Origin of the sequence: Roseibium sp. (assembly GCF_025698965.1) — a bacterium.
Taxonomy (GTDB): Bacteria; Pseudomonadota; Alphaproteobacteria; order Rhizobiales; family Stappiaceae; genus Roseibium.
In genome coordinates, this window is record NZ_JAILWL010000202.1 from 1 (window position 1) to 11,082 (window position 11,082).

General features: G+C 54.9%; 10 protein-coding genes and 1 pseudogene. 5 read left to right on the top strand and 6 right to left on the bottom strand.

Annotation, left to right across the window (positions count from 1 at the left end):
- Positions 1 to 249 precede the first annotated feature (249 nt).
- Positions 250 to 2,391, top strand: coding sequence for a methyl-accepting chemotaxis protein (locus tag K5905_RS16805; RefSeq protein ID WP_297585903.1), 2,142 nt, complete (start codon positions 250 to 252; stop codon positions 2,389 to 2,391).
- A gap of 85 nt (positions 2,392 to 2,476) precedes the next feature.
- Here the strand turns inward: K5905_RS16805 and rlmN are convergent.
- Together rlmN and K5905_RS16815 are read right to left on the bottom strand one after the other, a co-directional pair.
- Positions 2,477 to 3,545 (bottom strand): annotated as a pseudogene (gene rlmN, locus K5905_RS16810) (23S rRNA (adenine(2503)-C(2))-methyltransferase RlmN).
- A gap of 379 nt (positions 3,546 to 3,924) precedes the next feature.
- Positions 3,925 to 4,434, bottom strand: coding sequence for an invasion associated locus B family protein (locus K5905_RS16815; protein WP_297585905.1), 510 nt, complete (start codon positions 4,432 to 4,434; stop codon positions 3,925 to 3,927).
- A 311-nt stretch (positions 4,435 to 4,745) separates the two neighbouring features.
- Here K5905_RS16815 and K5905_RS16820 point away from each other — a divergent pair, with 311 nt between their 5' ends.
- Entirely contained in the window at positions 4,746 to 5,312 is a 567-nt protein-coding gene (locus K5905_RS16820; RefSeq protein ID WP_297585907.1) for a sigma-70 family RNA polymerase sigma factor, read from the top strand.
- A gap of 78 nt (positions 5,313 to 5,390) precedes the next feature.
- Here the strand turns inward: K5905_RS16820 and soxR are convergent, their stop codons facing one another.
- A complete protein-coding gene (gene soxR, locus K5905_RS16825; RefSeq protein ID WP_297585909.1) occupies positions 5,391 to 5,855 on the bottom strand; it encodes a redox-sensitive transcriptional activator SoxR in 465 nt (154 codons plus the stop codon).
- A gap of 102 nt (positions 5,856 to 5,957) precedes the next feature.
- On the opposite strand from soxR, the gene K5905_RS16830 reads away from it, so the two are divergent.
- A complete protein-coding gene (locus K5905_RS16830) occupies positions 5,958 to 7,388 on the top strand; it encodes an MFS transporter (RefSeq protein ID WP_297585910.1) in 1,431 nt (476 codons plus the stop codon).
- Positions 7,389 to 7,416: 28 nt separating this feature from the next.
- Here K5905_RS16830 and K5905_RS16835 read toward each other — a convergent pair whose 3' ends face one another.
- Entirely contained in the window at positions 7,417 to 7,962 is a 546-nt protein-coding gene (locus tag K5905_RS16835) for an RNA methyltransferase (protein ID WP_297585911.1), read from the bottom strand.
- Positions 7,963 to 8,287: 325 nt separating this feature from the next.
- Here K5905_RS16835 and K5905_RS16840 point away from each other — a divergent pair, with 325 nt between their 5' ends.
- Positions 8,288 to 9,262 (top strand): NADPH:quinone oxidoreductase family protein, encoded by a 975-nt coding sequence (locus tag K5905_RS16840; RefSeq protein ID WP_297585912.1) that lies wholly within the window; start codon positions 8,288 to 8,290, stop codon positions 9,260 to 9,262.
- A gap of 2 nt (positions 9,263 to 9,264) precedes the next feature.
- Here K5905_RS16840 and K5905_RS16845 read toward each other — a convergent pair whose 3' ends face one another.
- Complete coding sequence (locus K5905_RS16845; RefSeq protein WP_297585913.1) at positions 9,265 to 9,468, bottom strand: hypothetical protein; 204 nt, start codon at positions 9,466 to 9,468, stop codon at positions 9,265 to 9,267.
- A 31-nt stretch (positions 9,469 to 9,499) separates the two neighbouring features.
- On the bottom strand, positions 9,500 to 10,309 hold the full coding sequence (gene xth, locus K5905_RS16850) for an exodeoxyribonuclease III (RefSeq protein WP_297585914.1): 810 nt from the start codon (positions 10,307 to 10,309) through the stop codon (positions 9,500 to 9,502).
- A gap of 321 nt (positions 10,310 to 10,630) precedes the next feature.
- On the opposite strand from xth, the gene K5905_RS16855 reads away from it, so the two are divergent.
- On the top strand, positions 10,631 to 11,082 hold a 452-nt coding region (locus tag K5905_RS16855), incomplete at its 3' end, for a GH25 family lysozyme (RefSeq protein ID WP_297585915.1).

Here is an 11,082-nt window from a genome sequence, read left to right on the forward strand (position 1 = left end):
TGCAGAAATAAACTGTGTCTCAGGGTTGTATCTGTTGTATTGGTGATTCGAAAAGGTATTTTTAAATAAAAATCATTTGAAATACTGTTTATTGTTATTACTAACATGCTGAATCTATTTCTGGTTATTGTTAATATTATTTGCAACCAAATATAATATAATTTATGTATCGAAAAAAACTAAATTAACCCAAGGGTAATCTGAATAGCTCGAGGCTTGAAAAAGCAAATTCAACTTCGGGAGGGGACTGTGGGATCCCGGTTTTCCAAACTCAGTTTTCGTCTGCCTGCGATTATCTCCGGGTGCTCGGTTGTCGCGGCAGTCCTTGTTGGGGCACTGGCCTACTGGGTCAGTTCCACAAATATTCACGAACAGGCTGAGGAGCGACTTTCGGCGCTTGCAAAAGTGCGAAGCGATGATCTGTCACGCTATCTCCAGTCCATTGTTCAAGATCTTACCGTCACAGCGGAAAGCCCTTTCGTGAAAGAGGCAGTGATTGATTTTGAGGAATCCTGGAACGCACAGGGAGCCGATGCCCAATCCGCACTTCAAAAGGCCTATATTCACGACAACCCGCACCCGCTTGGAGAAAAAGATGCGCTGATGAGCGCAGGTGAAACGCCGTATGATCTTGCTCATGCGAAATATCATCCCTGGTTTCGCACCATGCTGAAGACGCGCGGTTACTACGATATTTTCCTGTTTTCCAAAGACGGTTCGCTCATCTACACCGTGTTCAAGGAACTGGATTACGCCACAAATTTGCTGACCGGAGAATATAAGCACACCGACCTCGGGAACGCATTCAGTGCAGCCTTGAAGGGTCAGGAAGGGGAAATCCACTTTTACGATTTCAAGCCTTACGCTCCGAGCGCAGATGCGCCTGCAAGTTTTATCTCCACGCCTGTTTTTGACAATGGCAAAAAGCTCGGCATTCTGGTGTTCCAGATGCCGATCGACAACATCAATGCGATAATGACCGATGTTCAGGGTCTTGGAAAATCCGGTGAGGCCATTCTCATTGGCTCGGACAAGTTGTTCCGAAACGATTCGGCTAAAACGCCGGACCAGAACGATATTTTGAAGGAAAGCCTGAACAGCGACGTTGCCGAGGCTGCACTTGCCGGTCAAACTGCAACAGGACATTTGGACAATTTCCGGGGCCAGTCCTACCTGGCGGCATCCGCTCCCCTTGAATTCGAAGGTGTCAATCTCGCGGTGGTCACAGTTGAGGCAGACGAAGAAATTCAAATGCCGGTAACGACGCTGCGCAATCAGATTGCAATTATCTCACTGATCATCCTTGGTGTGATGACATTGGTCGGCTGGTTTGCGGCACGATCAATTGTTTTCCCAATCAGAAATCTGGTGCAAAGCGCAGTCAAACTCGCCGGTGGTGATGTAAACGTCGTGTTCTCGGAGGCGAAACGCGAGGATGAGATCGGTGAAATTGCATCGGCGATTGCCGGTTTCCGGGACGGTGTTGCTGAACAGGCTCGCCTGGAGGAGGCGCGCAAGGAAGAAGAAAATCAACGCTACGAACGCCAGCAGCGAATTGAAACTCTGATTGAAAGTTTCAGAGCCGAGTCCTCTGAACTGCTGGGTGTGGTGGAAACATCGATGGCGGAGATGCAATCCAACGCGGCTTCGATGATAACAACGGCAACCAACGCCTCCGAAGAAGTCGACAGTGCCAGCCGGGCAACGACGGAAGCTTCCGGAAATGTTCAACTGGTGGCGGCCGCGACCGAGGAGCTGTCGTCCTCGATCAGTGAAATCGGTCAACGGGTCGACGAAACGAGCCAGGTCATTGCCAATGCGACCAGTCAGACCCAGACAAGTACGGAAATGATGGCGCAGCTCTCCACGGGGTCGGCCAGGATCGGCGAAGTCATCGGACTGATCCAGGCGATTGCGGAACAGACCAATCTTCTGGCTCTCAATGCAACGATCGAGGCGGCCCGAGCGGGTGAGGCGGGCAAGGGATTTGCCGTTGTTGCCGCCGAGGTCAAGGAACTTGCGACGCAAACGTCCAAGGCAACGGAAGATATCTCCAATCAGATTGCCGAAATCCAGACAGCTACGGAACAGGCGGTCACAGCTATTCAGGGCGTGGCGGAGGTTATGGTGAAGGCGAATGAAAATACCACGTCCATCGCCGCGGCCGTGCAGGAACAGGATGCGGCAACTGGTGAAATCAGCCGGAGTGCTTCGGAAGCTTCCACCGGTACGTCGGCGGCAAGCAGCAACATGTCGAATGTCAGTACCGCAGTCGACACAACCAACATGTCCGCCCGGGCAGTCGACGAGGCGACGCAGAATGCGACTTCGAAACTGAACAGTCTGAACGAAGCGGTAAACGATTTTCTGCGGGAAGTCTCGGCCGCATAGGACCAGCGTCAGAATCTGGTTCTGAAAAAACGGCGGACCTGGTCCGCCATTTTGATGAATGCGCTTTCAAAGTGCAGCGATCAGATCAGGACGCTGCGAGCGCTTCGCGGTCTTTCTTGCGCATGCGCTCCGAAGCCGATTTCAATTGTCCGCAAGCGGCAAAAATGTCCCGGCCGCGCGGCGTGCGGATCGGTGATGCGTAGCCTGCCCTGTTGACGATGTCGGCAAATTCCTCGATCCGTTCCCAGTCGGAGCACTCATATTCCGAACCCGGCCACGGATTGAACGGGATCAGATTGATCTTTGCCGGAATGCCCTTGAGCAGGCGGACGAGTTCGAGAGCGTCCTTGTTGCTGTCGTTGACGTCCTTCAGCATCACATATTCAAACGTAATGCGCTTGGCGTTGGACAGGCCCGGATACTGGCGACAGGCGTGGAGCAGATCCTCAAGATTCCACTTCTTGTTGATCGGAACGAGAACATCCCGCAATTCGTCGTTTACTGCATCCGATTTCGTCGCCTGTGCGGAAGATTTCCGGAACGACGCCTGACGTCGACAAGGTGATCCGCCGTTTGGACAGGGATAGCCCGTCACCATCGGACGCGATCAGCAGGGCCTTCTTGACATTGTCGAAATTGTAGAGGGGTTCTCCCATTCCCATCATGACGATATTGGATACAAGGCGGCCTTCGGAGGGCACAATCGCGCCCTGCGGGGTGTTGGCGTCGGGAAAGTCGCCCAGACGGTCTCGCGCCATCAGGATCTGCGAAAGAATTTCTTCGGCCGTCAGATTGCGCACCAGTTTCTGCGTTCCCGTGTGGCAGAAAGTGCAGGTCAATGTGCACCCAACCTGCGAGGAGACACAAAGCGTGCCCCGGCCCTCTTCGGGAATATAGACGGTTTCGACTTCAACAGGCCGGCCGGCGCCCCGAGGAGGAAAGCGGAAGAGCCATTTGCGGGTACCATCGACGGAAATCTGTTCGGATACGATTTCCGGACGGGCGATCGAAAAGGTGTCGTCCAGCTTTTGACGCAGGTCCTTTGCAATGTTGGTCATCTGTGAGAAGTCGGAGACACCACGCACATAGAGCCAATGCCAAAGCTGGGAAGCACGCATGCGCCACTGTTTTGGCGGCACGCCGATCGTGCCCATCGCTTCGCCGAGTTCCTCACGCGACAATCCGATCAAGGTCGGTTTGTCTTCGCCAGGCAGCGGTGAAGGGGCTGCGGCTGCAATTGTCTGCGCGTTCGGATTGTCCCGCGCGATGTCGAGCGTAATCGCCATGTCGTGATCCGTTGTGTTCCCGGCGCTCGTCACGGCGTTTCACTCTTGGAACGCGGCTGCCGGATTACCTGCCGTTACAGGTTAAAGCCTTGGCGTTCCAAAACCACAAACCGTGCTGAAAATCAAGTTTTCCGCGATGCATTGGTGCTATGCAGGCGAGAAATGTCCGGTTCAGCCAGCACCAAAAGCCCGGTGGGGCCTGATAAGCCCAACCGGGGGAAGTCAAAACGGAGGGGGAGCCTGCCGGTTAGCGGCAGGCTTGTGCTGCAGTGTCGATCGCGGCTGTGACGCCGGAAAGCGAGAACTTGTAGGTCGTCCGGGTGCCGCGGCTGGATTCGCCGTTTACCGACATTTCCCGACCGGCCTTCATGGCAGACACCAGTTGCGCTTCCGTCGCTGCATTTTCCACCCAGGCACCGTCGTTGTTGGTGAAAAGGGTAAAGCCCTTGCCGTCGACATCGACCGTAACAGAGGATTTGTCCTTGAAAGGATATCCCACCAGCAGGCTCGGTTCAGAGCTGACACCTTCTGCTGGACGAGATGTTATAAAAAAGAACACGTCCCCGTGGTTGCGATCGCCTGGTAGCAACGTTGTCGGTTTGGTCAGCGCGTAGCATACCTTGCCGCTGCCGCTGGTCAGCGCATAAGCCGCCCAGTCCTTGTGCTGCTTCAGCAGCGTCGGGGTTTGTGCGAAAGCTGCTGCACTCGAAACGGCAAGACCTGCGAGGGCCAGAACCAGCGATTTTGCTTTCATCATCTCCACACCGTTTGGCTATGAGTTTCTGTCTAGTTTAATTCAATTGGCCACAGACATATAAACCTTGCTTTAATGATAAATTAAAGCTGGTTACGAAAGGGTTGAAGCACCGCATTGAATGATCCTGTTTTTCACACGGGTCGCATGTCTGATAAATCTGTTCGCTAAACGCCATTGCGGTTAATCGCGGCAACAGTGTGGCAGAGAGAAGGGAAGCCTCTTTCGATTTCTTGCTAACCTGCTAAAGATTAGGTCACTATCTCTATTTTTGAGACTGTGACCGTTGGGGTCGACAGGGAGTTGAGTGGCCTTTGGCGCAAGCGCAGTACTTTTCCGATCTGATCGTCAAAGTCGCGGCCGACCGCGACAAAACCGCATTTGTTGAACTGTTTGATCATTTCGCCCCGCGTCTGAAGGGGTATTTGATGAAACAAGGTGCGGACAACGCTGTGGCGGAGGAAATAGCACAGGACGTCATGGTGACCTTGTGGCGCAAGGCCGAATTGTTCGATCCTCAAAAGTCATCGGCAAGTACCTGGTTGTTTCGTGTTGCCCGCAATCGCCGAATCGATCGATTGAGGCGGCAGAAAACAGCAGAGCTCGATCCCGAAGAGCCCGCACTTCAGCCAACGCCATTACCCGATGTCGCGGATGAAATGGACGCCAGGCTGCGTGAAGAACGGGTACGGGAGGCACTGAAAAAACTACCGGACGAGCAGCGAGAGGTTGTTCGACTGGCCTTCTTTCTCGGGCAGTCCCACAGTGAGATTTCAGATCAGACCGGACTGCCGCTGGGAACAGTAAAGTCCCGTATCCGGCTCGCTTTCGGGCGACTTCGCCAATTGATCGAGGCAGACGAGGCTGTTGATGTGGACTAGAGGTGAGGCCTCAACAGGTCAGCCATCGCAGTCGATCTTATGAGCATACGGCACAGGGTGCCTTTGATCCCGAGTGCATCAAAAATCAAGTGAGTCCGGAGCATCCTCTTCCAGAAATCGAGGTCCGGGCCCATTGGCTCCGATCACGTCGTCCGGATTCAGCAGCTTGCATTTGCTGAGAGAGAGGCAGCCACAGCCGATGCAACCATCCATCAGTTTTCGCAACCGCTGCAGTCTCGCAATGCGATCGTCAAGGCCTGCAGCCCAATCTTGTGAGAGCTGTTCCCAATCTTCAACGCTCACTTTTGCTTCGGCCGGCAAAAACGCCATGGAGTCGGCAATTTCGCGCAGTGGGATACCGGCCCTTTGTGCCACCTGGATAATGGCAATCTTTCTCAAAACAGTTGGAGAATATCTGCGGTGATTGGCACTGTTGCGGGATGAGGAAATTAGACCTTTTCGCTCGTAGAAATGAATGGCCGACACGGCAATACCGCTTCGCTGCGCAACTTCTCCAACTGTCAGGCCACCGACCCTGTCCATAAATCTCTCCTGAAAACTCTCTTGACCTCAACTAAGGTTGAGGACCTACCTACGCAAGGACAAGATCGATTTCAGCAGTTTGACCGAAGGAGAAAACCGTTCATGTCCGCAATTTCAGAGCAGACCGAAACAGCGCGCTGGAGCGACGTTCTTTGGGGAATTCATGCACCCGTTTCTGCTGTCCTGGCAGGTGGAATTATCCTGCATGCGGTAAACATCAATATTTCAGCCACCATGTTGCCTTCGATTGTCGCCGAAATCGGCGGTCAGGGTCTCTATGCCTGGAATGCGACCCTGTTTACCCTGGCCGCCATCCTGAGCGCAGCGGTGACGGGGAAAATCCTGCAGCGGTTGAGTGCCCGAGTTGCCTTTGCACTCTCGGGTCTGGTGTTCGCCGCGGGCAGCCTGATCACCGCCGGAGCGCCAGACATGCCGGTCATGCTGATCGGCCGTTCGATCCAGGGTGTTGGTGGCGGCATGATGTTCACGCTTTGCTACTCGATGATCGTTTTCGCCTATCCGGAGCGATTGTGGTCCAGAGCCGTGGCCCTGTTGTCGGGTACATGGGGCATCGCCATGCTGTTCGGTCCCGCCGTCGGTGGAATGTTCGCCGAATACGACGCCTGGCGAGGCGGTTTCGCCTTTCTGATACCGGTGACTGGCCTAATCACGCTGATGGCCTGGCGGATGCTGCCGAACATCAGGGACGACATGTCGCCTGCAGCACCGATTGCTTTCGGTCAGCTTGCCCTGCTTGCCGGATCGGTGCTTGCGGTTTCGGCCGCGTCTTTATCCAGCTCACCAACCGTTGCCGCAGTCGGTGTCATTTCGTCGGTTGCCTTGATTCTTGTTTTGATGCACAGGGAAAGAACTTCAGAAGTGCGCCTTTTTCCAAGGGGGGCAATGGTTCCCGGAACGCCTCTGTTTCTGTCCTTTGCCGTCATGTCCTTGCTGATTTTTTGCGTGAATGCCGAATTTTTCATGCCGTTTTATCTGCAGCGTCTGCACGGTCTGTCACCGTTGCTTGCCGGATACATTGCCGCGTTAGTGTCCATCGGATGGGCGTCATCTGAAGTCTACTCGGCCAGATTCACCGGTGCTGCCATGCATCGGACGGTCTTGGCCGGTCCGCTTGTGATGCTTGTCGGGACTCTGGTCCTGGCGACGGTGACGCCGCTTTACGGGGCGGCCGGAGTTGCGTTGACAATCGCGCTCGCCCTTGCGCTTGTGCTGGTCGGGGCGGGCATAGGTGTCAGCTGGCCGCATTTGAACACGTTTGCACTGCAATTCACCGATGCATCCGAGAAGGAGAATGCTGCTTCCGCGCTGTCGACGATCCAGATGTTCGCCGTGTCGTTCGGAACCGCGGTTGCCGGGCTGGTCGCCAATTTTTCAGGATTCAATTCCTTCAACGATCCCGGAGCGACGGCGAACTCATCTGCATGGCTCTTCGCCACCTTTGCGGGCGTTGCGGTCGTGGCAGGATTTGCCAGCAAGTCGTTGATTGCTACTCAAAAGGCAAGGAGAGAATGAGACGGGGCCGGTTTTGCTGTTGCGACCCTCAGGTGCCGGGAACCTTCCTGCCCTTGCGCATGACCGGACCGCCGCTGACATGTTTTGAGCGTTCGATTTGAGGAGCCCCGGCGGTCAGCGATCTCTCGGCATAGCGACCAAGTGCCCGGTGGCGGTCGTACATGACGATCGCCCCGGCCATGGCGACGTTAATGCAGAACTTGGTCGGAATTTTTACAACATGATCGCAACGTTCCAGCATTTGTGGTGACAGTGATCCGCGTTCCGGACCAAGAACGTATGCGGCCTGAAGAGGGTGGCCAAAGCTCGGCAGGTCAATGGAGTCGTCCGTCAGCTCGATGCCGACAAGCTGGCAGCCCTTGGGCAGGTCCATCGTGTCGACACTGTCCCAGGTGAAGACGGGCAGGTGGCCCGGGCTCTTGGAGGTGTCGGACGGTGGGGCTTTGCGCAGTTTCTGGTCTGCATCCACCGTAAAGAAGAAGTTGGCGCCGAATGCATGTGCAGATCGCATCAGCGTGCCGAGATTCATTCGTTTTGAAAGGCCTTCTGCTCCGACAGCAAAATATCCGCGCATGAGTGTTTCCGTTTGTTTGCTTTAGGCCGTACGTACAAATTGGTTTGGAGTGTCGGAAAGCTCACCCGTATATCAGTATGGGCTTCGCTTCCTTCCTGCTCACGACTCAAATGCAACACACGCCGCGCCTGAAACCAATCCGTCCTCACGGCCTAGCGTGACCGGGGGAGCGTTGTCTTACCGGAAAGTTCTTCAGCTTTGAACCGCAAGCTTAGCCGGAAAGCTTATATCTGTGTCCATCGAGACTTGATACCTTGAGCCTAAACTGCAATTCGACTTGTACCTTCAGGTCAATCCACTTTGTTTTCGTCGTTGAGAGGTCAATTTGAGAGCCTGTCTTTGCAAGTCCCTCGGTCCGCCTTCCGAACTCGTAATCGAAGACATTCCCGATCCGGTGGCTGGTCCGGACGAAGTGATCGTCAGGGTGAAAGCATGCGCCTTGAATTTCTTTGATACGCTTATCACGCGGGGCAAATACCAGTTCAAGCCGGAGATGCCGTTTTCTCCCAGTGCCGAGTTTGCAGGATATGTCGAAACGGTCGGAGAGGACGTGAACGGATTTTCACCCGGTGACCGGGTGATGGGATACATGCGCTGGGGGGCAGCGCGCGAAAAGGTTGTGATCGGAGTTCGAGATCTCATCACGATTCCCGATGGCGTGTCCTTTGAAGTCGCGGCCGGACTGACGGTCACCTATGGGACGACGCTGCATGCCTACCGTGACAGGGCTGACCTGAAATCCGGTGAAACAGTTGCGGTTCTTGGGGCGTCTGGTGGTGTCGGTCAGGCGGCTGTTGAAATTGCATCGATCATGGGCGGGAAGGTCATTGCCTGTGCGTCATCGGAAGACAAGCTCAAATTCGCCAAATCTCTGGGGGCGGAACTGATGCTTGATTATTCCTCGCAACCGCTAAAGGAAACCTTGAAGGAACTGACCGGAGGCAAGGGTGTCGACGTCGTCTACGATCCGGTTGGAGGGGACCTGTCAGAACAGGCTCTCAGGGCAACAGGCTGGGAAGGCCGTTATCTGGTTATCGGCTTCGCCGCCGGCGAAATACCGAAATTCCCGTTGAACATTATCATGCTGAAGGGGTGCGATGTGCTGGGTGTATTCTGGGGAGCTGCATTGGAGCGGGACCCTGCAGCGCACAGGAGAAACATGGCTCAGCTGCTCGAGTGGGTGCAGGAAGGACGGTTGAAGCCGCATATTCATGCGGTCTACCCGTTGGAGGATATTGCCTCTGCGCTTGAAGAGATTGCCGCGCGCAAAGTCCAGGGTAAAGTTATCATCACACCTTGAGATCAAAAAACCGATGCGAGTGGCCTTTGGTTCAACTGCGTGACTTGCGCGAAACTATCCAGCAGACAATCCATGGCCATGCGAACCCGGAAGGGATCAGGGCGGTGGTTCGGATAAACAGTTCTGTGCGAACGGCTTTTGTCTGCACATCCCTTCAAGACCAGCTGGATGCCGCCGGCTTCGATCATGTCCCGGAGGTTCTTCATCCATGCTGCCTGCGAGAAGACTGCTTCTTTCCTACACCGAAAACTCTGCAATGACAGGTGCATGGTCCGACGGCTTTTCCCAGCCACGGGCTGCGCGCAGAACGCTGGTGCCCTTAACATGCGGTGCGAGAGGTTCTGACACCCAGATATGGTCCAGGCGGCGGCCTTTGTCCGCCTTCGACCAGTCCTTGGCCCGATAACTCCACCATGTATAGAGCTTTTCTTCCATCGGCGTGAACTGGCGCATGGCGTCCAACCAGCCGCCGGTTTCGCGCACGTTCTCAAACAGTTCCGTCTCAACCGGCGTGTGCGAAACGACTTTCAGTAGTTGCTTGTGAGACCAGACATCCTGCTCATAAGGTGCCACATTAAGGTCGCCGACCAAAATGGCTGGGCGGGCTGTCTCTGCACCTTGCAGCCAGTCCTGCATTTCCGCCATGAAATCGAGCTTGTGACCGAATTTCGGATTGATGTCACGGTTTGGTTCGTCACCACCGGCCGGCACATAAAAATTGTGCAGGCGCAGACTGGAGCCGTTGAAGGGGACATCGACAGCTACATGACGACTGTCGCCAACGTTGCAGAAATCCCGTTTTTCAACATTGCTCAATGGCAACTTCGAGACCGTTGCAACGCCGTGATAACCTTTCTGGCCGTTGATGGCGATGTGCTCGTAGCCCGCCTTGCGGAAGGCGTTCTCCGGGAAATTGGCGTCAGGGCATTTGGTTTCCTGGAGGCAGATGACATCCGGTGCGACCTCGTCAATCAGCTGCTCCACAATCGGCATGCGCAGGCGCACGGAATTGATGTTCCAGGTAACGAGTTTGAGCCGGTTGGTCATGGGATCCTTGCCAGGGCGTGTTACGGTTTGCCAAGTCATAAGGATTCGGCGGGCGAGTGCAAGGCATTCGAACAGCTTCAGATTGCCTGCCGGTGACAAAGAAATGTGAAGACGGCGCTTCCAGCTGCATAAGCTGCGGAAAGATGCCCGTGTCCGTTTTTCGGTCTTTCTCCTGCCGTATTGCCGCCCTATTGGACCGTTCCGGTCAAAGGTGAATACGTGCTTTTGCGGAGATTTCATGAATTCATCCACGTTCCGTTAGGAAATCCCGCGCATTTTGAGCAGAGACAGAAAGTCTTTTTTAACCCTGTCGAGGATGCTGTGCTGGCCCCATTCAAGTTGTTTTACGCAATCATTGCGATTGCCTTTTTAAGCGCGTGTTCCGCGTATGATTTTCCTGACCCGACGCCCGAGGACTATGCCGTTCACGGCATAGATGTGTCCCGATGGCAGGGTGACATCGATTGGGACGAGGTCAGACGCTCCGGCGTGGCCTTTGCCTGGATCAAGGCGACGGAGGGTGGCGATCACGTCGATCCACGTTTTGCCGAGAACTGGATCGCAGCGCGCAAGGCGGGTGTTCCCCGTGGCGCTTATCACTTTTATTATTTCTGTCGTCCGGTCGAGGAGCAGATTGCCTGGGTCAAGGAAGTTGTTCCGCGCGACCCGCAGGCCATACCGCTTGTGCTGGACATGGAATGGAACGCCCACTCGAAGACCTGCCGAGAGCGGCCGGAACGCGCCGTCATCCTGAGAGATATGAAAATCTTTCT

What these genes read in the sequence shown, in the direction of transcription:
- K5905_RS16815 (WP_297585905.1), bottom strand. Translation starts at nt 4,434, where the DNA reads ATGATGAAAGCAAAATCGCTGGTTCTGGCCCTCGCAGGTCTTGCCGTT.
- soxR (WP_297585909.1), bottom strand. Translation starts at nt 5,855, where the DNA reads ATGGACAGGGTCGGTGGCCTGACAGTTGGAGAAGTTGCGCAGCGAAGC.
- K5905_RS16830 (WP_297585910.1), top strand. Translation starts at nt 5,958, where the DNA reads ATGTCCGCAATTTCAGAGCAGACCGAAACAGCGCGCTGGAGCGACGTT.
- K5905_RS16835 (WP_297585911.1), bottom strand. Translation starts at nt 7,962, where the DNA reads ATGCGCGGATATTTTGCTGTCGGAGCAGAAGGCCTTTCAAAACGAATG.
- K5905_RS16845 (WP_297585913.1), bottom strand. Translation starts at nt 9,468, where the DNA reads ATGAAGAACCTCCGGGACATGATCGAAGCCGGCGGCATCCAGCTGGTC.
- xth (WP_297585914.1), bottom strand. Translation starts at nt 10,309, where the DNA reads ATGACCAACCGGCTCAAACTCGTTACCTGGAACATCAATTCCGTGCGC.